21 protein-coding genes are annotated in these 22949 nt (G+C 43.5%); 16 read left to right on the top strand and 5 right to left on the bottom strand.

Going from position 1 to position 22949, the window contains the following annotated elements; translation table 11 throughout:
• The first annotated feature begins 46 nt into the window (after positions 1-46).
• Complete coding sequence (gene pstB / locus AC1VYS_RS21455) at positions 47-805, top strand: phosphate ABC transporter ATP-binding protein PstB (RefSeq protein WP_482911392.1); 759 nt, start codon at positions 47-49, stop codon at positions 803-805.
• Between the two features lie 64 nt (positions 806-869).
• On the opposite strand, the gene AC1VYS_RS21450 is transcribed toward pstB, so the two are convergent.
• Positions 870-1220: a hypothetical protein gene (locus tag AC1VYS_RS21450; RefSeq protein ID WP_482911391.1), complete on the bottom strand. Its 351-nt coding sequence runs from the start codon at positions 1218-1220 to the stop codon at positions 870-872.
• Between the two features lie 212 nt (positions 1221-1432).
• Between AC1VYS_RS21450 and AC1VYS_RS21445 the strand changes: the two genes are divergently transcribed.
• From AC1VYS_RS21445 to AC1VYS_RS21395, 11 genes are all read left to right on the top strand, one after another.
• A complete protein-coding gene (locus tag AC1VYS_RS21445; protein ID WP_482911390.1) occupies positions 1433-2926 on the top strand; it encodes a leucine-rich repeat domain-containing protein in 1494 nt (497 codons plus the stop codon).
• 72 nt (positions 2927-2998) lie between these two features.
• Entirely contained in the window at positions 2999-3517 is a 519-nt protein-coding gene (locus tag AC1VYS_RS21440) for a hypothetical protein (protein WP_482911389.1), read from the top strand.
• A gap of 22 nt (positions 3518-3539) precedes the next feature.
• Positions 3540-4487 (top strand): helix-turn-helix transcriptional regulator, encoded by a 948-nt coding sequence (locus tag AC1VYS_RS21435; RefSeq protein ID WP_482911388.1) that lies wholly within the window; start codon positions 3540-3542, stop codon positions 4485-4487.
• A gap of 66 nt (positions 4488-4553) precedes the next feature.
• A complete protein-coding gene (locus AC1VYS_RS21430; RefSeq protein ID WP_482911387.1) occupies positions 4554-5096 on the top strand; it encodes a DinB family protein in 543 nt (180 codons plus the stop codon).
• Positions 5097-5353: 257 nt separating this feature from the next.
• Positions 5354-5782 carry a hypothetical protein gene (locus tag AC1VYS_RS21425; protein WP_482911386.1) on the top strand — a complete coding sequence of 143 codons (429 nt, stop codon included), beginning with the start codon at positions 5354-5356 and terminating at the stop codon, positions 5780-5782.
• Positions 5783-5803: 21 nt separating this feature from the next.
• The gene (locus AC1VYS_RS21420; protein WP_482911385.1) at positions 5804-6397 is read left to right on the top strand and encodes a YdeI/OmpD-associated family protein; all 594 of its coding nucleotides are present in this window, start codon (positions 5804-5806) and stop codon (positions 6395-6397) included.
• Positions 6398-6828: 431 nt separating this feature from the next.
• A complete protein-coding gene (locus AC1VYS_RS21415; protein WP_482911384.1) occupies positions 6829-7080 on the top strand; it encodes an allophanate hydrolase-related protein in 252 nt (83 codons plus the stop codon).
• Between the two features lie 178 nt (positions 7081-7258).
• The gene (locus AC1VYS_RS21410; RefSeq protein ID WP_482911383.1) at positions 7259-8701 is read left to right on the top strand and encodes a hypothetical protein; all 1443 of its coding nucleotides are present in this window, start codon (positions 7259-7261) and stop codon (positions 8699-8701) included.
• Positions 8668-10143 carry a hypothetical protein gene (locus AC1VYS_RS21405; RefSeq protein ID WP_482911382.1) on the top strand — a complete coding sequence of 492 codons (1476 nt, stop codon included), beginning with the start codon at positions 8668-8670 and terminating at the stop codon, positions 10141-10143. Before AC1VYS_RS21410 ends, AC1VYS_RS21405 begins: the two co-directional genes overlap by 34 nt.
• The gene (locus AC1VYS_RS21400) at positions 10058-10738 is read left to right on the top strand and encodes a hypothetical protein (RefSeq protein ID WP_482911381.1); all 681 of its coding nucleotides are present in this window, start codon (positions 10058-10060) and stop codon (positions 10736-10738) included. The genes AC1VYS_RS21405 and AC1VYS_RS21400 overlap by 86 nt, the downstream gene beginning before the upstream one ends.
• Positions 10735-13962: a chromosome segregation protein SMC gene (locus AC1VYS_RS21395; RefSeq protein WP_482911380.1), complete on the top strand. Its 3228-nt coding sequence runs from the start codon at positions 10735-10737 to the stop codon at positions 13960-13962. Before AC1VYS_RS21400 ends, AC1VYS_RS21395 begins: the two co-directional genes overlap by 4 nt.
• A 143-nt stretch (positions 13963-14105) precedes the next feature.
• Here AC1VYS_RS21395 and AC1VYS_RS21390 read toward each other — a convergent pair whose 3' ends face one another.
• Entirely contained in the window at positions 14106-15428 is a 1323-nt protein-coding gene (locus AC1VYS_RS21390) for an amidohydrolase family protein (protein WP_482911379.1), read from the bottom strand.
• 283 nt (positions 15429-15711) lie between these two features.
• A complete protein-coding gene (locus tag AC1VYS_RS21385) occupies positions 15712-16323 on the bottom strand; it encodes a TetR/AcrR family transcriptional regulator (RefSeq protein WP_482911378.1) in 612 nt (203 codons plus the stop codon).
• Positions 16324-16597: 274 nt separating this feature from the next.
• Here AC1VYS_RS21385 and AC1VYS_RS21380 point away from each other — a divergent pair, with 274 nt between their 5' ends.
• From AC1VYS_RS21380 to AC1VYS_RS21365, 4 genes are all read left to right on the top strand, one after another.
• Entirely contained in the window at positions 16598-18370 is a 1773-nt protein-coding gene (locus AC1VYS_RS21380) for an AIPR family protein (RefSeq protein ID WP_482911377.1), read from the top strand.
• Positions 18371-18474: 104 nt separating this feature from the next.
• A complete protein-coding gene (locus AC1VYS_RS21375) occupies positions 18475-18744 on the top strand; it encodes a hypothetical protein (RefSeq protein WP_482911376.1) in 270 nt (89 codons plus the stop codon).
• A gap of 222 nt (positions 18745-18966) precedes the next feature.
• A complete protein-coding gene (locus AC1VYS_RS21370; RefSeq protein WP_482911375.1) occupies positions 18967-20004 on the top strand; it encodes an ROK family protein in 1038 nt (345 codons plus the stop codon).
• Positions 20005-20377: 373 nt separating this feature from the next.
• A complete protein-coding gene (locus AC1VYS_RS21365; protein WP_482915083.1) occupies positions 20378-21577 on the top strand; it encodes an MFS transporter in 1200 nt (399 codons plus the stop codon).
• A gap of 84 nt (positions 21578-21661) precedes the next feature.
• On the opposite strand, the gene AC1VYS_RS21360 is transcribed toward AC1VYS_RS21365, so the two are convergent.
• Together AC1VYS_RS21360 and AC1VYS_RS21355 are read right to left on the bottom strand one after the other, a co-directional pair.
• On the bottom strand, positions 21662-22294 hold the full coding sequence (locus tag AC1VYS_RS21360) for a hypothetical protein (protein ID WP_482911374.1): 633 nt from the start codon (positions 22292-22294) through the stop codon (positions 21662-21664).
• Between the two features lie 65 nt (positions 22295-22359).
• Positions 22360-22629, bottom strand: a complete 270-nt coding sequence (locus tag AC1VYS_RS21355; protein ID WP_482911373.1) for a hypothetical protein — start codon at positions 22627-22629, stop codon at positions 22360-22362.
• Between the last annotated feature and the right edge of the window lie 320 nt (positions 22630-22949).

The following is a 22949-nucleotide window of genomic DNA, read 5'->3' as shown; positions in this document are numbered from 1 at the left end:
GTCTGTTATAAAAATCGTATATTCTAATTCATCGCCAGGAGGGCACATGGTGCAATCGATTATTGAAACGAATAAGCTGAACTTATTTTACGGTACCTTTCAAGCGCTGAAAGAAGTATCTATTGAAATTCCGGAGTGCGCCATTACGGCATTTATCGGTCCATCCGGCTGTGGCAAATCCACCTTGCTACGCACTCTGAACCGTATGAATGACCGTATACCTGGTACACGAATTGAGGGAACCGTAGCTGTTGGTGGAACCGATATTTACAGTGGTGATGTGCATGTAGAGACACTGCGCAAGAAGATCGGTATGGTCTTCCAGTCACCGAATCCTTTTCCGAAATCCATCTATGACAACATTGCATTCGGACCAAGACAACACGGGATTCATGGCAAAAAAAAGCTCGATGAGATCGTCGAACGCAGCCTGCGTTCCGCCGCTCTCTGGGATGAAGTCAAGGACAACCTGAAGCGCTCAGCGCTTAGTTTGTCAGGTGGACAACAGCAACGTCTATGTATCGCTCGTGCTCTGGCCGTGGAACCGGATATTCTGCTCATGGATGAAGCGACGGCTTCCCTTGATCCCGTCTCCACCTTCAAGATTGAGGAATTGACGCATGAGTTGAAGGAGCGTTACACGATCGTGATGGTTACCCACAACATGCAGCAAGCCGCGCGTGTCTCCCAACAGACCGTGTTTTTCCTGAACGGTGAAGTTGTAGAATATTCCCCTACGAAGAGCATGTTCTCCGAACCCGTCGATGTGCGCACACAGGATTATATCAGCGGCCGATTTGGTTGAGATGGTGCTGCTTAAGCAGTAGACGAGAGCCTTTCAGATGTGGTCTGAAAGGCTCTTTTGTCGTTTACATTTTCCAGGGGAGACGAGGGTACTTGTAACGAAAAACGGTGTTGTTCTCATGTCTAACATAAATCCATGGAGGCGGGACGGGGGTGCCAAACGCTTTGTATAAAGTTGTTCCGTCATCACTTGTTGAATATGCTTCTATGTTGTCCAGAAAATCTTTCCCGTGCATCTTTCCTTGATAAGACAAGGTCTGCCCCTGCGTGCTAATATGAGGTGCACCTGAGATGAATCGGTAGGTTGTATTGATCAAGCCAACCTTTTGGGAGGATAACATCATGAATTCGCTCAGGAGTAGTATGCTGATGAAAAGTATGAGAATTGCACTCTTGATCCAGCGTTTTTTCTTCATTTTGCAAACCTCCAGTATCATTTTCGAATTTAAAAATTTGTTTGAGCTAAATACTTGTTGAACACTTAGCTCGTAGATAAAACCAACCGATATATAAACAAGAATCACAATACTTTCGTTTGGGGTTGAAGATCATTAAAATTTGGATGGTTGTGCCTTCACATAAGGCGATGAGAATCGGGCTTGAATCTTATGATCGGGATAGTGACAGGATGGAGGCTTATATCAAGGGAAAGAACGAGCATTGGGAACCGCCAGTCTTTGTAACGCAGCGAAAGGGTAACAAAAGTGATTGCATTAAATACTTGATTACCTTTCTGGTTTTCTCAAGAAAAGCAAAGGAGGTTCTCACACCGTTAATCGGCAAGGATGTCGAATTTCTCCCATTAATCCATGCTGAACAAGAAATGTTCGCTGTTAAGGTGAACCGGATACAAGATTTTATTGATATGAGTAATCCTGTTGAGCGAAAGACGGGATACGGTTTTTTCTCAGAATTCGTACATATTCTGCCGGAGCGTATTGAAACAGATGCACACTTGTTTTGTTTACCGCAGCATCATCACCTTCAATTTTATGCCACAGATACATTTAAACAAGTGGTGGAGGAAAATAAACTTAAGACTTTTGAATTCATTGAGCTATGGGATACAGAAAACACAGAGGATATGCGAAAAGAACGTCTAAAAGCCTATGATACATACTATGCAGACATTGCTGCAAGACAGCAGGTGACTTATGAAACGGCAAGAAGCATCGTTGAAACAGGGACCATTTGTCGTCATGATGATCACATTTTAATACAAAAGAGCGGGATGTTTCTGATTGGAAAAATATTGGATAATGAATCGATTCAGTGGATAAGCCCAAAGTATATCCCGCCGATTTATTTAGTGTGGCAATGGTATGTATATGAGGCTAATGAGCTGGAGAGAGTGAAACAGGAGTATTTTGCAGAAGTTTCTTATAAATTTAACGGGCCTAGAGGTAACAAGGTCTTGTTTAAGGACGAACACCTGGAACAAGCTATTCGGTCAAAGCTTCAAGTGTTTAAAGAAGATTTGACGGATATTAATCTGCTGGAATTGAAAGATATCATCAGCTATTACTTCAAAGGACCAGTGTATCATCTGGAAGGCATTCAGTATGCCAAAAATCTGCGAAGTTACAGTGTGGAAGAAAATCCTAATTTTGATCTTGCTGAGCTCTGTTATCTGCCTGAGAGTGTCGAAACATTATGTGTCAACAATATGAAATTAAAAAGTATATCGGAATTGACCAGGTTAACCCATCTGTCTAATCTGGAAACCATTCACATTGAAAATAACAAGCTGGTCGATTTGTCTCCATTGTTGACGTTTCCTCATCTAGACTGGATCAGAGCCGATTACAACCAAATAGAAGACATCACGCCACTTAATCAGCTCAAGAAATTACGTAATTTGATGTTGAGCTACAATCCAATCAAGAATATTCATTTGTTAGCTTTACCAGAGCTTCTCAACTTGCGTATTGAGGGAGTGCTTACGGAAGATTGGGGGTTTTTGCTGACACAGTTTCCAAAACTGGAGAGTGTATGGATTACAGAGAATGGCATGTCAGAGGCTTCACGCAAAAGTATGAGAGCAGTCATCAAAAGTAAGAAGTTTGAGATTGTATGGGAATTAGTTGGTGGAGGTAGCAGGTGGTATAACAGGAAGAAATAGAAGTGAAATTTCTGCTAGATTTTTAGACAGTCTCTTTTTCTCTTTTAAAGATTTATACAAGGAGTGTATGAAATGAAGTTTTTATTTGAATTAATGTTATCTATGCTCATGTTAACGAATGGTTCTACTGGTGAGCCGATAACCCGAGAGGATATCCAAGCCTATCTTACATTACATCAGTTGAAATATGCAGATGTTAAAATTGTGAATGATCATTCAGCACTTCTGGTTAGTGTAAAAGGAGAACATGCCAGGGCTTCTATACTTACTAAATCATCAAAGAATACACTTGTGTTGCGGCCTAATGAGTATGTGTGGAAAGAAGATGAGGAAGGCGTCTCTGTGGAACAGTTGGGAGAATATCTATGCATCGCTATCCATGACAAAGCACTCAGTCATGAGATGGATTTTGTTAATATTATCTATACAGACGATAACATGGTTGAGAGGAAAGACCGTTATTATTTTAATGGAAAACAAGCACTCATTATTCCAATTCCCTTACAAAAGGAACACCTTGTTGTAGCCGTTTACGGCAACGACGGTTTCATCCATGATATGATTAAACATGTACCGCAAGCATGGAAGTAAACCATAGGGGACTGAATGAAACATGAATAAAACGGAGCGACAGCTCGCTATTACGTTGGAACTACAACGAACAAAACTGATCAGGGCGGAGGATCTGGCCGCTCAGTTTGAGACCAGTGTTCGTACAATATATCGCGATATCCAAGCTTTAAGCGAGGCCGGCGTGCCCATTGCAGGTGCTCCGGGTCATGGGTATTCTCTGATGGAAGGGTACTTCCTGCCACCGGTTAGTTTTACTGCGGAGGAAGCCGTGTCGCTGCTCATGGGAGCGAAGTTTATCGAACAGAGATGGGATACCGCGTATGGTATTCAGGCCAAGTCTGCACAGCGCAAAATTGAAGCCATTTTACCAGAAGCCATTCGTAAACAATCCTCACGTGTACAGGAAACGATGCGCGTGCTTCATCCGATGGGACCTGATACAACTGGCATGGTGAGAAGCTACCTTAACGATATACGTAACGCGATTCTGGAGCAACGTAAAATCAGCTTGATGTATCTGAAAAAAATGCCGGGATCAGACGGAAAACGCTCGAATCAGCGTGTGGTATCTCCTTATGGACTCACCTTGGTGCGGGAAAATTGGGTGTTGATCGGCAGATGTGATCTGCGGCAGGATGTTCGTCATTTTCGTTTGTCCCGCATGTCGGAGCTTTCTGTTCTGGAAGAAAAATTTGGTCTGCCGCCAGATTTTGATCTGAATCGGTATCAGCCGCCGGATGATCGTAACGAACATGTGCTTGTTCGAGCAAAATCAGAAGTTGCTGACAAAATGATGGAGACTCTTCATTTTTATATTGACCGTGTGGAGGAACACGAGGACGTGGTTCATTTCGACTTTCGTGTCCGCTATCCTGAGGAAATTCTGCATCATCTACTTGGTTTGGGTGGAGATATCGAAGTGATGGAGCCGGAGTCCCTGCGTGTACGTATGAGGGAGATGGCGGCAAATATCTTGAAGCACTACTGACATACCCTTGTCAGTAGTGTTTTTTTATACTGGAATTATTCAAGATGAAGAGGAGCTGTATGCAGGATGACAAGCACAAATGAAATATTAAATTCTTTCGAGACTACAGTAGAGAGGTATGTAGCAGAATTAAATCTTCTAAATATGGATGAGTTACTACGAAAAGAGGATGAAGAGGAATGGTCGATCGGTCAGATGTACATGCATTTGATCCAATCTGCGCTGTTCATGCAGCTGCGTAACATTGACCATTGTTTGGATAGTAATGAGCACACCGTACATTCAGATGAGGTGAAAACAGAGCTGGGCAGTCAGGTATTCGAGGCAGAACAGTTCCCTCCTGTTCGGGTTAAAGTACCCGCTTCTCCGCAATATACACCATTGCAGCCGGAAAATAAGGAACAACTGGCCCAGGGACTTCAGCAGGTTGTGGATCGGATGCGAGCTACAGCAACTGTTCTTGCTCTAGAAGAATCGGCCACAGGCTCTAAAGTTCTTCATCCAAGGTTGGGAGCTTTAAACGCTCGGGAGTGGTTCCATTTGATCGATATGCACTACAAGCATCACTTTTTACAGCTGGATCGCTTGAAAATGAATCTGGTAATGTAAATCGAATAGTCAATTATATAAGTCTAAACATCTATGTGCACTTTAACGAGAAGGCTTTATACATTTGCAATTTTTACAAACAGTATGAAAAGAAGTGGCTCATAAATTGTTTATGAGCTCTTTTTGTGCGCTATAGATCAAGCTGGATTGAATCCAAATCGCAATAAAGAATTCAATGGCAGGATGTGATATCTAAAGCAGGGGATAGTTAAGGGTTGTCGAATGAAGTAGTAATACTTCAAAGGAGTTGTCAGTTTATGCGGTATGATCCGGATGTATTAACGGCTCAGGATGTTTTTGAATATGAGTCTCATGAGGTAAGAAGTGTATTACGGTCTGTTAAATATAGCATAAGGGTAGGAGACCTTTTTTTTATTATTACTCCTTACGAAGATAAAATGTATGTTGTAGAAGAGATCGAGGAACATTATGACAGTTGGACTGTTATCTATAATGGAGGAAGAAGAGTAGCAGAGAAAGATGTATTTCCCCTATTCACTGTAGGTTCATTAATAAGCATGTTGTCTTATGATAATGATTTTGATTTACGGACTGCTGGAGCTAAGTGGATTGTAATTATTGATCATTGCCATGAGTATGCTTCAGAGGAAAGTGAGCTTCTTGTTACATTTTTATGGTATGTGCTTGTTGATTTAAGTGTACGTGGACTAATTAGTCGTGATTAAGCAGACGAGAGGAAGATACCTGTGGCAGTCCAGAATACCAATCCTAAAGTAGATACGTATTTAAGCAAAATCAAAACCTGGAAGAATGAATCTGTGAAGCTGAGAGAGATCATCTTAGACTGTGATCTGACCGAAGATTACAAATGGATGCATCCGTGCTACACCTTGAACGGGAAAAATGTAGTACTGATTCATGGCTTCAAGGAGTATTGCGCCATAATGTTTCTCAAAGGCTCTCTGCTCAAAGACCCCCATGGTATTCTGATTCAGCAAACGAATAATGTGCAGGGAGGTCGCCAGATTCGTTTCACTAACCTGGAGCAGATTATCGAGCAGGAAGAGTTTCTGAAAGCTTACATTCGTGAAGCGATCGAAGTGGAACAAGCGGGTCTGAAAATAGAAAAAAAGGAAGTAGAACAATTCGCGGTTCCTGAGGAACTTCAACAACAATTCGATGCGAATCCTGCCTTCCAGGAGGCATTTGAAGCGCTAACCCCTGGACGCCAACGGGCGTACCTGTATCACTTTTCACAGCCAAAACAATCCAAAACCAAGACATCTCGCATCGAAAAATGTATGCAACCTATTATGGAGGGAAAAGGGTTGAATGACTGATGCGTAAGTGAGCGTGTGTATGCTCATAAGTATTGATAAATCATTTTCCTATAATCGGCTGTAGCATCTCGAATAACTCGATTCCTCACAACTTGTAGCCCCACTTCGTGCCCTGTAACTCTAAGCTCTAAATGCAAACGATCTCCACGGAGCTAATTTGGTGGATTTATCGCGTGATAAAATTCTAACGATCCTCAGGAACGCTATTTAAGCCAAAATAGGCTTCCAATCCTGAAAAAAGCTGAATTTCATCAAAATAACGTCCATACGGATCGTTAGATTTTAAAACTGCCCGAAACAGGGCGAATAGGCTTTCCTGTGATCGTTAGAATTTTTCAGCTAGCTACGGCCTTCTTTTGAGACCGACTTGTCCCGCTTCGCAGTAATTTGCATACGCGACCAGCCACTGGAACTTCAAATAACCGGACTCAGTGCGCCACATTCTCGGGAAGAGCCGCAAACTGTACCAGTATCTGAGAGTAGACCCTGAGATGTACACCTACCCCACCAAACCAGCCAAACCGGGACTGGTACAGCAAACTCATGGTGGCATCCCCATCCTGATTGAACTGTGGGAGATGCCCTGCGCTTCGGTAGGCACGTTCATCGTATCCATCCTTTCTTTCCTCCTGGCAGTAGGGCATGAGGTGAGATCGACGGCAACGGGGGATATGGATTGGTAAATAGTTGAACATCGTGAGTCCGTAGTTTTTACGGCTCTTTTTTGTTGTTTGCTATTTCAGGGGGAAATGATTCAAAGCGTGACGCTTCGAAGCTTTGTGTCCAACAGCCATGGTTGCATGTATTTATACCAGTGTTATATTAACAATACAAGAGATTAGTGATGAAGGATGAGCGTGGATGATGAATCTGGAAATCAGAGAGTTTATATACAAGCATTATTTGAAGAAAGGTCTGGAGCTTGAAGAGAATCAGGTCACAGATGCTGGCACAATCTATGCATTGGATGTCTATCAAGTATCCGTTAGAATCAGGAAGAGAGTAGCCCGAATTACAGCCATGATGATAGAGGACGAGGAAGAGCGGAATTTAAATGCTTCTAGCGACATGGAAGAGAAGGCCATCCATTTATTTTACAGTACGGGTGTTCGAAAAACAGATATGGATTTGAAGCGAAGCGGATTATTGGAATCGGATATACAAGTGTTGTTGCACCGAGGTTTTATTATTCGTATGGTACAATATGAACCCGATGGAAAGACGGAAAAACGAAGTGGATACAGGATGGGCTACAAGTTATACCAGCTGCTGGAACTAAAAAAGGTGCAAGAAGAAGAAGAAAGCCAGGTGTTAGTTGAGGCTTGGTGCAGTGCTTTAATAACTGTGCTGAATGCTGTAAAAGAGAACTCGATCACTTCCCCGGAAGCTTCACCGAAAGTGAGTGAAATAGATGAGTACCGCCAAGCCTTCTGGCGTTTTGTGGAGAGGTTCGTTGCAAAATTGAAGCAAACATCTGGCGTTAACGAGATAGCAGACTCTTTAGAGATAGATCGTTCAGCCTGGACACATAAGAAACTTTTATTGTATGTCGAGTTTGTTGTAGCTGTTGCCGAGATTATAGCCATCAGGACCTCTTTTGACTGGAAAGAGATTGGGGCGCGACATTATCGTGCGATCGGTGGCTCCAAACGTTTTGATATACACAAGCTTTCTTTCCTGGAGCAATTCGAGCAGAATCTCGGATTTCCGTTGCATGTCATCGGATTGTCCAGTCAAGGTGTGATTACGCCTGTCTATTTTGCAGGTCAATTAAGTGGAACGGGTGGATTTCAGTATCCACAAGGTTTTCTGCATGCGACGACGGATTTGACGGTATTTAGCACTCATTTCTATACGACATGTCGTGTTCTCTGGATCGTGGAAAATCGTGCGGTTGTTACACGGATGGTAGCGGAGCCTGATTTCTTAATGCGTTCAGATAGTTTGGTGCTCGGCATAGATGGTCAACTACGAAGCGGACACCGTAAGTTTATTGCTGATGTGCTGACTCATTCCAAACATTTGGAGCAAGTTGTGGTTTGGTGTGACGTGGATGATGCGGGGTTAGTTATCTCCAAAAATGTGCAATCCTTATTGCGGTCTCACACAGCTTTAATCCCAAAATGGATTCTTCCAATTCATTCCGCCGATCAAAGGGAGCAATTCCAGAGCGAAACTCACCGTTGGGATTCTTTTGAGATTGAAATGGAGAAACGGCTTGCTCTTGGGCAAGATGGAGAGCAGGAAGCCGAGATGGGAGGTATGGAGCGTTGGATGAGCTGGTTAGCAGCAGTAACAGTATGATCTCGATTCTGGGCGCCGATACGCCGGATCATCTGCAAAAGGAAGCATTAAGGGATATCGTCAAGCTGGCTGGTGTGTTGACTGAACTGCGTGAATATTTCGAGGAGCCCTTGAAAGTGTTGGGGGTTCTGAAGATGTTGAATCTGATTCAGCGTGAAGCCCTTGGACTGGATGAGCCATTGGAGGATCAGGAGGCTCTTTTCTATCGCTTTCGGAATCGTTATGGGACTGAGCCTAATATTCCGATGGAGCGTCTGCTGAATGTGCTGCAAAAATATAACTGGATCATTCGCGGTAAGAAACGCCTGACGATGATGGATGCGGGAAAACGCATGATGGATATGCTCATCCGGCTTGCGAATGATTCGCTTGCATATTACATGCAGGATGAGATTGCCCGTTCCTTGTTTCAAGCCAAGCGGGATGCAGACCTGAGTGAGGCTTATGACGACAAAGGTATCTCAGGAGGTAACCGACTTGCAAGCATGATTCGTAATGTTGAAGATGCTGTAGACAAATTAAAAGAACGCCAACTGGAATTTCTTGCGGATCGACATGCGCTGCCACAGATTCAGATTATTGTGGAGCTTATGCAGGAATTAGATGCCCGGATGGATGAACGTCTGGAACGATTTTCTACATTTGAAGAAGGTCTTTCATTTGCCCCGATACTGAAGCGGGGGACGGAAGTGATGTTCGAAGGGACTCAAGTATCGATGGGCACGTTGAACAAGTTTTTGAAATTTTCACATTTGCAGCAGACGGAGGTTGGACAAGAGATCTCTCCACAAGCGATTCGTCAATTTATTATTCAATCGTTTCTCAATCGTTCGGATTCGGAATTGCCGAGTGGTCACGAGATTTTGAGTTTTCTGGAGCAGGATCGTATTCCCGGCGAGAGACTGGATGGGATGTGGGTCCCGGTTCAATTTGCTTCTCCCATCTCCAACCGTCAACTGACCGATACCGTGCACTATCTGGAGAACTATGTCCCTTCTACGGAGCCTGTTTATGAATATGCTGAGCCGCAGTATATTCAGGCAGAGGAATGGACGGAAGAGGAGCTGGAAGCCAGGTTGCAGGAAGTGGAATGGCATATGACCAAGACGAACATTCGAACGGATGAAGTGGAGCGTGTACTTGAGGAGAAAGAGCGTTTGGGATTACAGGAGCTGTTGCTGGAGGCGGGATCGCAGCATTGGTCAGATGCAGTCAATGCATTGCTGGCTGTCGCAGCACTTACAGGTGCTCAGAAAGCGTCGATTGACGAGGATGCAGAAGTGAAGCCCGAAGGTTTAACGGAAGAATCGGTTCAAGACAAGGAATGGGAGATTGTAGAGAAAGGAAGGGGTACATATGCCGTTCGACGAACTGGAGGAGTCACACAGTCAGCTTCCACTGGGGGCGATGGAACGACTGACCGCGGTACTGAGCCCGGATGAGGAATATGCGTTTGTGCAGATCATGTTTTCTTCTTCTGCATCCGTGCGAAGTGACAGTTTTGGATTGTCCAAGCGCGAGGTAATGAAGATTTTGAAGTTAAAGCAGGAGGATGAGCAAGGACTCGTTTCTTTTTTGAAAAGGGTAAATCAATCCATCAGCCGTTATTTTCAGGTCGTCTATGACGAACGCAGAGACCGGATCGTGGCCCTGATTCATGTCCCGGCCAGACAGGCCAGAGATTTGCTTTCATCTGAAAGCCTTGCGCTGTTGATGTTCATTTTTTATCATCAGGAGGTATTACAGAACGAATATACGTTATTTGCTCAGTTGCTCGAAGCCTTCGGGCATGAATCGCTGGACGTGCGGCGTAAAATTCTGATGAATCTGGATGCGCTAATGAAACTGGGAGCCGTTGTAAAATACGAGAATCCCTCCAACGAGGAGGCGTACGCGCTGACAACAATCGGAAGTCGTTTGTTCTCGGATTCGTATTTGAAGCGGTTTGCCGAATTCAGTCATTCCCAGCAGCTTCATATGGATGATGTGTTGAAGTTTTTTAAACGTTACAATCTGACGGCAGGTGCAGACTCATGACACCTTGGGCTATTCGTTTTAGCGGCATTCGGGATTTTGTAGATTTCCAGCTTGAACTGGGTGACAGACAAGATCATGTTTTTATTGGTGGATCTAATGGATCGGGTAAATCGACAATCAGCTTTTGCATGGGCGCTGTGCTCGCTTCACAAAAAGTGCTAGTAGATGGTTTGCGTTCTCGAAACTTGCCGCCTGATCAGGTCTGGAGAGCAACGATTGAACTGGTGTTTGAGAACAAGGGAAATCATCAAGTGGAAGCTGCCGATTATGTGGGCTTTAGTCTGCATATGGAGCAAAAACCTGGAGATCCCGTGAAGAAAGAGTTTTGGATATGTGAAGGCGAAGAAGCGTGGAACTGGCATAAGGAAACACGCTATACCGTAGGGGATAGCACCAACCATCTTCATGAGTATCGCCATCAGTTGCAGCATAAGTACAAAGTAGACCCTGACACGTTTTATCTGATCTGGTACCAGCAAGATGTGAATCAGTTCGCAGTGATGCGCCCTGAGGAACGATTCCGTATTTTTAGCGAGATGACGGGTATTGACCGGATGCAGAAGCATTGGGAGAGTGTAAAAGAAGAGCAAAAAGAAGCGCAGCAAGCGTTACAAACAGCAGAAAGCAACCAGCATCAACATAAGCTGAATTTGGGTAATTGGCAACAGGAGAAGGATCGTTTACTCAGTCGTAATGAACGGCGCTTGCTTGGTCTTCAACTTACGTTAACGGCTTCTGCTACGCTCCGTGAGAAGTATGAACAGGAATATCTCAGGCTGAAGGACAAGTTGGAAGAGATTGAGGATCGTCATGGTGAAGAAATCGACAGATGGATGAAGCTGGAGCATGACCATAAACGTTATGACGAGGAAATGAAGCAGCGCACTCTGGAAAAGGAAGCCATGGATCATGTGCTGGATGAATTGGAAAGCCAGGTTAATCACCTTAATGAAGAACAGGAAGCACGGGTGCTGGAGCACCGGGAGTTAGCGGATCAGCTACAGGAGCTGCAGGAGCGCATTAAGAATGTACCCTATGCAGAAGCAGAGGTAAGAGAGCAACAGCAAACCCATCAGGGTGAGCTGGATCGGTTGGAGCAAGAGCTCGTAGAAACGAAGCAGGCACATCTTTATGCGGACGAAAAGTGGGATGCGTTAACGCAGGCTTCGGCTAGGCTTAATTATGAACTCAGGCAGCATGAGATCAATCTGAAAGAAGCCGAAGCGATGGTTGCGCAGTATGGCTCAAGCAGCAATCTGGAACTGGAAGCGCAGCAGTTAGAGAAGAAACGAATCGGATTACAGGACGAGCGGCGCAAGCTGGAAGATACGCTTCAATTGCTCCGTCAGGAGAGACAAGCATTAACCCGGGATGAGGTCAGAAGCCTCAGGCAGGATACATCCATTCGAAAATTGGAAGAACGGGGATTCACGGTATATACGTTAAGAGATCTTCTCGAGATGGATGAACATTCACCACTTGAACTGGAAAAAAGGCTGGAGCCCATCAAATATACGTTGTTTGTGAATGGGAAAGGCTTCCGAGCGCCAAACGATCTGTATCATGTCGAATTGCCAAATATAGTTCCCGAAAGAGCGCTTGATGTGTTGGAGGAGCAGGGACTGAGAGTCAAGCAGGGGCTGGATGATGTTCGGTATGCGGCGGCGCAGAAAGCGCTCTGGTGGATTTATACGCTGAGTATGAGGGTGGAGGATCAGAAGTCTGGTCTGCAGAATGGACAGTTGCTGGATGCATGGGGCCGCCGGGGGCCGCAGGAAAAAGAACAGTGGCTATTGAATCCGCGCGGCGTTGCGCTCCGATTAAGACAAACGGCCGAAGAATTACTTAAGCTGGAGCAGTCTCTGCACGATATTCATCAGCAATATGATATATGCGAAGAGCGTTTGACGATGATTCGATCCATACTGCATCAGATCCGGACTGCCGAGGCGATCATCGCGGATGTGGCTCGCAGAGATTGGGCCAAGCAGGAATCGGAGCGTACGGTGGATGAATTGCAACGCTGGAAAGAGAAACGGGATCAGCTCCAAACTCAGCAAGAGGCACTAGGTCAGCCTATCGTGATGCTGCGGCTAAAGCTCCAGACGCTGCAAGAGTACATGAATATTTATCATGAGGCACGTGATCAAAACGTGGAACTGGAACGTCTGCGGCAATTGGGGCATGAACTGGAGCGTAGCAAGTCAGACCTTAAACAACTGAAGCGCAAGTTAGAGGACAAGCTGGCGGAGAGTGATCAGCTGGAACGAACGCTGGAATCTACGGCCCGAAGACTTCGGGATAAAGCGAAATTTATGACAGCAGCCCTTCGAGTTCTGGATGATCTGAAGCTGGAAAAGCAGCAGGTGAGCGAGCGCTGTGGTGTGGCTGAGCAAGCTTATGCGGCCGAACAACAATTTTATTTGAATTGGGCAGAGCAGCTTCCCGCTGTATTGGCAGCTATTACAGAAGAACAACCGGACTTTCCCATGAAGATGCAATGGAATGAAGCAGAGGCGCGACATGAGAAAGAAATGGCTTTAACGCAATTACAGCTCGCTTGCAGAGAGACGGTAGATGAAAATGCACTTGAGAACTATGAGAAAGTGAAGCAGGAATATGACCGTGGAGCCCAGGAAGTGCTGGAGGCGCGTTCACTTTTGCAACAGCTCGAAGAGAGTCTGGAGAACTTGGAGGAAAAACTGATCAATACCATTCATTATGAAGTCAGACGAATCCATCAGCGCTTTGTGCAGTATATGGACAAGTTCTCCTTCGATGGTGAAGTCAGCTGGGACATGCAGGAGCAGAAGCAAGGGAATGTAAAGTATTACCTGCATATCAAAGCCCGAAAGCAAGGACATCGAGGCACATTGGAAGAGATCAGCATGAAGGGCAGAAGTGGTAAGGTGGGCAAGGGAGTATCCGGTGGTGAGGAATCATTAGGTTCACTGCTATTTGCACTGTCCCTCATGAAAACCATTGACGCGAATCCGGGTTACATTATGCTTGACGAATTCGACAGTGCTTTGGACGAGAGTAGGAAATCCAAAGTATTTGAACTGTACCGTGATGAATTGGCACGCAAAATGATTATTTTGTCCCCCAAATCCCACGAGTCTGATTATTTGAATTATTTCAGCGAAGCCTTCGCCGTGTACCACGACGCCAGGATTACACGCAGTTCATTAATTCGACTCAAGAAAAAAGCTGGAACGGTGTAAGGGGAACATGGTCATTCGTTGTGCTTGATCTATAGGATAGAAAGATAGTAGTATGAATAATGCATGACCACTCATTTGGAGAGTGGTCATTTTTTGTTGACAGAGACGTGAAGGCTATGATGAGCGTATTGGGCCAACTGTTCTCACCACACATAATTAAGAACCTCATCTACCTCTTTGATGCGTGTGACAGAGGGATTCTGGATCAGATTACCTTTGACCATAACCATTGACATGTTGGATAAAGCTTCGATCTGTTCTAGCGGATTGTGATCCAGTACAATCAAGTCGGCCTGTTTGCCGATATCCAACGTACCCGTCAAATCATCGATACCGAGAATTTTGGCATTCGTGCGGGTGACCATGTCGATGACCTCTTTATTGGTCAGTTTGGTCTGTCTCATGTAGTGATCCATTTCTCTCCACATATCATAGTGGGTCACGTAGGACATGGCCGCATCGTTTCCAATTCCAATAGTGATGCCGTTGTCGATGGCCTGTTTCACCCCTTTGAGCATGGAGTCGTAGACGAGTCTGGCGTTTTCTTGGACCGTTGCACTTAACTTGGTCACACTTGAATCGAGCGAAGCGGATGGATAAGCGGCCTGCAGGGTAGGGATTAATGCGGTGTAACCATGAAGAGCCTTGGGGTTATTTTGATACAAATGAATAATCTCGTCATCCATCTCAGCCCCATGCTCAATTGTATCTACTCCCCCTTGAAGCGCAACGCGCACACCTTCCGTGCTCTCCACATGAGCGGCAACCTTCATTCCAATCTTGTGCGCTTCATCGCAGACCGCTGCGACCTCGTCCACCGTCATCTGCAGACGTCCAGCTTCGCCAACCATCTTGGCATCCGTTACGCCGCCCGTCACACAGATTTTGATCCAGTCCACACCGTTCTTCACATTAATTCTTGTATTTTTGCGCATTTCCCAAGGTGAGTCACCCTCCAGTGCCAAGTAAGGAGCACCATGTCCACCTGTCACACTCAGGAAAAATCCCGATACAAGCAGATTCGGACCTACCCACTCCCCGCGGTTAATCTCATCTCGCAGCTGCACATCGGTATAAAAGAATTCGCCCACACTGCGCATGGTTGTCACACCCGAATGGAGTGCGGTAAGAGCGTTGCGTTTCATGCGTTTCTTCAAAACATTTCGACCGAATCGGGTATTCAAAATCCGATGATAGGCAAAATTCAGCAATCCTTCACTGACGGAGAGGGTGAGCGGTTTACCATCGGCAAACAGATGTACATGTGCATTGATCAGCCCTGGCATCACATATTTACCGGTAAGGTCGATTGTTGTATAGTGACCGGGGATATGCAGTTCCTGATCTGGAGCGATGTTCTCGATAAGTCCTTGTTCGTTGACGAGAACCGTTATGTTTGGCTGTAATTTACGGCTGGAGTCGCCGTGGATCAGGTTGACATTTTTCAAAGCATAAGCGGTGTTCATGGTGTGTTCCTCCTTGGGTGTGGGTGGTGTTACATGATGTTACATGTTGAATCAGTTGAGTGATGCGGTTCTGTACTATTTGTTTTCTCTGTGCAAAGTGTTCTTGTGGTCTAAAAGTGAATTTATAATTCATTTTTGGGTTAAAAAAATAGATCAACTTGCCTATGCTTATTTTTTTGCGTGCAAATCAGAGGAAAGTACAACTGATCTGCACGCCGTGCGACGAGTAATGATCTATAGTAAAAGGTGGGGTCTAGACTGGCTGGCGATCAAGCACTATTCCTTATTCGTTCAAGCTTTTCATGCCGTATAGTCGGTATACATACAACGCTTCAAAGATTTGCTTGCGGCTGTCCTCGCTCATGTCTCGTTTCAATAAATCCAGATTCATGTCGATGACGTTATGTGCCAAAATGTTCAGCAGAATCAGGTTCTCCTCGGTGCCGATCTCATAGTGTTTGTATTGATTTTTGAGATAGGCTTTCTTCGTTTCAATCATCAGCTCAACCAGCTCGTTCTTGGCGTTGGTGTAGATGGTACCTTTGTTCTTTTCAAAAATAATAATGATCTGATTCCGATACTTCCGCAGCACATCTATTTGTTCTTGCATAAGGAGGGATCGCTGCTCACTGTTCGTTTCCTCAAACGCGTTCTGGTTATCAAAATGAATCGTCTCCACCAGTACCTTTTTCAAATAATCCACCAAATCCGGCGGAACAACGGCGTAGAATAGCTCCTTCTTATTCTTGAAATAGGTATAGATATTGCCGACCGATATATTGATCTCATTCGCAATATCGTTCATTTTGGCATCCGCATAACCCTTCTCAAAAAAGACCTTAAGCGCCGCGTATTCAATCTCTTTCCTGACTTCGTCTTTCTTGGCCTGCACCATCGGGAACGACTCCTTAAAAGTGAATAGATGATTCGTTATTAGGATAGACCTTTTTGGAGGGGGTGTCAAATGGAGAGTCAGTTTTAAAATAAAATTCAGCAGGTGCGTAGAACTACATGGATTAGTACTTTACTTTTAAACATTAAATGACAATAAGTCGGAATAGGTTATCTTGATTAAGAAGGGTTTTTAAGGAAATGTGTCGAAATAATGCAGTTATAAGGACAAATAATATGTTTTTATTTGTTTTTCTTGAGTATAGGGGGAGTTAAAGTTGATAGAAGGAATTTCTCAAAACTATCATGGCATGTTTAATTCGTATTACCATAGAATTAAGTCTAGTGTAGATAGTATATGTGAGGAGAATCAATATAAAAGATATAGTCATGGTTTTGCTCATTGGTATTTGTATTTTATTGAAGGAGTCAGTGCCAACGAGATAGCTGAATCAATTACAGATGGGCATAATGATTGGGGGATAGACGCTGTAATAATTGATTATGACAAAGAGATAATAAAATTGTACCAGTTCAAATTTCCAGATAAAGAGGAAAATATTCTTAAAAAAATTTCTCAAGAGGATATTTCCAGTTTTTTGAGGGGTTACAATATATGTTCAAGCGGAAACGTACCAAGTAATTTAAATGAAGATTTAAAAAGTAAAGTTGATGAGATAAGTGAAAGTAATATTTTCACCTATCAATTAACGTTTGTATCATATACTGATAATTTAAGCGAAACAGCTGAATTCACTTTGGAAACAGAAATTGAAAAAATTAAAGGAACAGGTAATGATGTGAATTTTTCTATTTACGACAAGACCTATTTAACAAATGTTATTTATGAGAAAGGTAAATTAAAAGAAGAGTTTACCGTTGAATTAAAACAACATGGCACCAGCACGGGAATTATGCTAGATGAAGATTCAAGCTCGTATACTATACATGCGTCTTTAATGGAACTTGCTGATTTATGTGAGAAATATGGTGACATTATCTTTGATGAGAATGTAAGGTTATTTCATGGAGTAGAGAATAAATTTAATAGAGGCATAATTGAAACAGCATCGGGAGAAGATGTTAGTCATTTTCACTTATATAATAATGGTGTAGTAATAGTTTCACCTAATGTAAAATATGCTGACCCAAGGAAAATATTGAAAGTAGTAAATCCAATGGTTGTTAATGGTTGTCAAACTATGAGTAGTCTGTTGGAAGCTAAAAAATTAGGAACATTAAGAGATGGGTTTGTTCAAGTTACTGTCATTGAAATAAAAGATACAATAGTAAAACAAAATGTATCAATTTATTTAAATTCTCAAACAGAAATTAAGGATAGTTATCTTATTTCTAACTTTCCAATTATAAGATCTTTAGAAGAAGATTTGAAAGAATTAGGATATGTTTTCGAGAGACAAGCCAATAAACTTTCATTATTGAAAAAACAATTAAACCGTAAAGAGAAGATTGAACTCTTGGGAGCAAATTTTAGTAAGGCCATTGAACTCGATTTAGCAGTACAGCTTCAAGCTAGTTTTTATGAGAATTTAGCACCCATGGCTAAACTAAATAAGGCAAAACTATTTGAGAAGAAGCAACTAGAAGTTATCCTCAAAAATATTAATGCGGAAAGAGTAATTTTTGCTTATGAAATTTATAATAAAATGATGGATATAATTGGTGCTTATAGGAGCTATAGAAGGAATAAGAATAACAAAATTATAATTAATTATCTTGAAATAAAAGTAGAAGATATAAATAAGTACTCTTTCTTAAATACTGGTGATTTCTTCTTACTATCTCTTTATTCGTTAATAAGTCAGAAGAAGTTTGGTAGTTTACCACCTATAGACAAAAAAAATAAAATAAATTTTGGTGAATGGACTACTAAAGCAATTAATGAATTCGATACTATATTCAAAGATTGTATTCAGATCATCTTTGAAGAAATAAATAATAGTGAGGGTAAACAAGTCGCAACTCTTACAAAAAATAAAGATTTTCATAGAAGTTTAGTCCAAAGAGTTAATGAAAAATATATTTCTTGATAAAAAGAAGTTGAATGCTTAATTTTGTTTCTAATTTTGATACTCATACACGTACCACATTCTTCTATATCATATGTTAACCTCTTCTTATAAGGAGTGGTGACATGACAAGTACCCACGGCGAAGAGCTTGCTTCGCAGTACGCACAACTCGTAAAGCAAGAAGATGATTACGTCGATCAACTGGTCACGTGTAACAAACTCATCCTGGATGCGATGGACATTATCGCGAAACGGGCAGGGGTGTTGCATATGGACACGGTTAAACAGGCGGCATATCACCTTCATGCGATGGAACAGGATCTGAACCGCAAGTTATTTGAAGTCAGGCTGGAGAAAAGCATCTTGGCCCATCACATGAGCCAGTCTACATAACCGTTTGAACGAAAGGACAGTACAGGATCATTCCCAAGATGATCTTGCCCTGTCCTTTTTATCTTTTATCCGCCCCCAAACCATTCCCAAATAAACATTGACTTTCCACACCAATCCCCCTAAACTTCAATTATTAAAATACTTTTAAAAACTATCCTCCAATACTTTCTCGAATATCGGTCACCTCTACACATACAAACGAAAGGAGGCACGCAACAAACGATGTTACCCACATCCCACAACACCCAACAGGTCAAACGCATTAACGTTGAAATTGTAAAAAACACACTCCGGTCCATGGGAGTAGGTACGAAGGCTTCCATTGCAAACCTGACCAAACTCAGTGTGGCAACATGCGGTACAATTTTGAACGAATTACTCCAGACGGGGGAGATTATTGATCTGGGCCCGGATGAGTCCAGCGGGGGCAGACCAGCGAGTCGGTATCAGTTTAATGTGGACTATGCGAGTGTGCTGTGTCTGATTATTCGTACGGAAGGCGGCATTCATTCGATCACGCATACATATGCCAACCTGAACGGAGAGATGGCGGACGAACAGACGCTTGTTTTAGATGAGATTAATGTCACGGTGGTGAAGGAACTCATTGCTGAACTGATCGAGCAGCATCACAATGTGCAGGCCATCGGAATCGGGATACCAGGGGTTGCGCACAATGGGGTAATTGGTATCTGTGACGTACCAGAGTTGGCAGGTCAGCCGCTCGGTTTAAGACTCAAAGAGCAATACGAAGACATCGAAGTGGTCATTGGCAATGATATGAATCTTACGGTGTACGGACTGTACAATGAGCAGCAGTTTGAGCAAGAGAAGAATTTTGCGGTAGTAACGTTCCCTGAAAATCATTTTCCGGGGGCAGGTTTTATTATCGATGGTCGGCCACTCACCGGGAATACGCAATTTGGGGGCGAAGTGTCCTTTTTGCCGTTTGGCGTGTCACGGGAAGAGCAACTGCGCATGTTGAAAACGACAGACGGATTGCAGGAACTCGTCGTACAGACGCTGGTCTCCATCATTGCCATCATTAACCCGGCGGCCATTGTGGTGACGGGCGACACGATGGACCCGGCGATGCGAGATGGCCTGATCCAAGGCTGCCGGGATCACCATATTCCACAGGAGCATATGCCTGAGCTAATGATTCGCCGCGACACCCGGCGCGAGTATGTTACTGGGCTGGTAGCTGTAACACTCGAAAGCCTGACCTACCGCATTCAGGTAGTTGAGAAGCAGTGGTAAGGATCGGAACGTTGATAAGAAGGATGATCTCTCTTCGGATCAATGAATTGTAATAACTCTTTTATATAAAATGGACGATTTCATTAAACATGTAACGGAGAGGACAGAAAAAACCTGAAGAAGCGAAGCTAAAAGCTTTCTGCAAGAAAGCTACATCGGAAGCATAGGCTACGCCTTTATCACCGGATTTTCCCTTTAGAAAAGGGAATACAAAAAAATCTGGGGATAAAAGCGATTGGAAGGTTATTCTGTCATCGGAGTGGCCAGGTTAATGATCCTTGTTTCAACTTATATGGACACAATGGAGGAACTTATTTTGAATCAGCAAGCAAGTACACAAGGCAGCAAACGAAAGTTCAACAAGCTGTACGCCATGCAGCTGGCAACGATCTTTTTAGGATTTATCGTATTTGGTATATCGGAAAATATTAAAGGCCCAGCCATTCCGCGCATTCAGTTTGACTTCAATCTGGATGAGAAACAGCTCGGGACGTTGTTGTCCCTGAACGCTCTGGGATATCTGATCGCCTGCTCGTTCACGGCTATACTGGTTCGCAAATGGGGCATTAAGGCGGTCAGCATTATTTCATTTGCCTCGATGATTCTGTCGGGTGTGTTCATCTATGTATCGCATACGTATCCGCTCTTTGCGTCATCGTATTTCTTCATGTACATCGGTAACGGGATGCTGGAGATTGCGCTGGCGATACTCGGGGCGCGTATTTTTGTGAAAAATACAGGCACGATGATGAACCTGTCCCATTTCTTCTATGGACTCAGTTCAACGGTGGCGCCGTTGCTGGCGACAGGCGTAATGTCGCTGACGGTATTTGGGCACCTGCTGGACTGGCGTGGCATGTATCTGGTGATGTTGTCGCTCTGCCTGCTGCCGATCATTGCGGCACTGCGTAGTAAATTTCCAGGGGATGATCTTGTCCATGAAGATCGAACCTCACTTAAGACGTTAACACGTGATCCGGCCCTGTGGCTGATGGTGCTTATTCTTTCTTTTGGCGTAGTATCCGAACTGGCGGTTGGGGGTTGGCTTGTTAACTTCCTGGAGAAAGCCTACACATGGGATACGGTTAAAGCTTCGGGGTTATTGTCTGCATTTTTTCTTACGTTCTCGCTGGGGCGTTTGCTGCTTGGGCCGTTGACGGATCGGATTGGATTTGTGCTCTCGTTGATCTTGTTCTCTGCTTTCTCGGCGGTTTGCACGTTTGTGGCGCTTGCAGGTGGGGAGAGTCTAGCGATTTTCTTTGCGATATCGGGCGGAGGTATTGCGATGATCTATCCAACGGTCATGGCCTTTATCGCCCGCAGATATCCGAACGGCAGTGATACGGCAATTACGTTTACGGTGACGCTCATGGGTGTCGGCAGTGTCATTGGTAACTATGTGATTGGTTGGGTCATTGAAGGGGTGAAAAATATGTACGGTGCCACCACGGAGCTCGGCTTGCTGCGCGGGCTTCAGGCGGGATATGGATTTATTGGCTTGTGTGCTGTTATTTGCGCAGCGTCTGGCGTGGTGTTGTATGTTTATTTGAAAAGAAAACAGGAACTAATTTAATATACGTTCAGCCTGTTGAAAAAAATGAAAATAAACGTCTTTCCACTGGAAAGGCGTTTTTAATCCTTCAAAACTAATTCTAAACTAGCTAATCCGTTTCAATATTTCGTTTGCATATGCCGTCCAATCTTGGTGATCTGTATTGATTTCGATGGTTGGCAGGAGAGACAAAGCGGACTGTTTACGAAGTTCTGATTGAGTATGTAAAAAATCTTTGGCGGATTTTCGGATTTCATCTTGTGTCTTGTTTTTCCATTCGTGAGGCGTTCGGCTCTGCATTCGTTGTTCGATGTTCTCGGATGAAACGGTTAGTAATACGCATTGAGCCCCGAGCTGAAGTAATTCATTCTCAATGTTTTCGATCTCGTGTACGGGGTCTGTGGAGAAAGCCACTCTATGATTTAAATGAAACCTTTCCAATACAAAGAATATTCCTCTGGACGCATTAGATGCATCTGGACCTAAATATGCTGCCCAATCATTTAGCTTTTTTAACATGCTAATCCGCTCTTTCAACAAATCAAGGTGTTCATTGCGATTCAAGCTTTTGTATTCTCCATGGACATTGTTTAATATTTGCGAATAATGTTCACTGAGCACAATGATACTTCGCTCTGATGATTCATTGTGTGCATGAAGCTGCTTCAATGCTTTTAGAACAGAGGTCTTTCCTGCATGTGAATAACCCTCTAAAACAATTCCTCGAATATGGCTCATACTAACCTCCATCTACAAAAGTGTTATTACAACAAATAAGGAAAAAGTATATAAATACTCTTTCCTTATTTGTTTCGCAATGTATTTGCTAAATTTAACACGAACATTCCAAGTAAAATGAATAGAATCCCTTCAATTTTATAAGACCATATCTCAGATTGGATAAAGTCTCCAAAAATATCAGTGGTGTCTGATTTTACATTCTGATATTTTGCCAATACGAACATCGCTTTGTCCATACCCCAATCCGTACTTCGAGCGATGAATAGAAATCCAAGAATAAGTAAGACAAGAGAAACAATAAGTGCCAACAACGAATTTATTTTACTTTTCAAAGTCAATTTCTCCTTTGGTAATATATTCAAGCTAATGCATGCGCTATTATACTACCAATAATATAAAATTATGTCTAGTTACCAACGAGTGGTATCTTTCCAGTAAAAGTATAATCCTGCCTGTTGGGGCAGGTATCTGAAAGGGTGTTCCTAGCTTTGTAGTAATCTTTGCTTCGCCCGGCCCCATCTGTACTTCTTTTACAAAGAGAAAAGCCCCAGCGATTCGTACAGTTGCTGGGGCTTTGCATCTATCTCGATAAGTGGGTGAGTAACAAAGTGTTGCTCTGATCACCCATTGCACTTTCCTTACTTCAACAAGC

Source organism: Paenibacillus sp. G34 (assembly GCF_056856875.1).
This window is presented reverse-complemented; position numbering and strand designations above follow the sequence as displayed.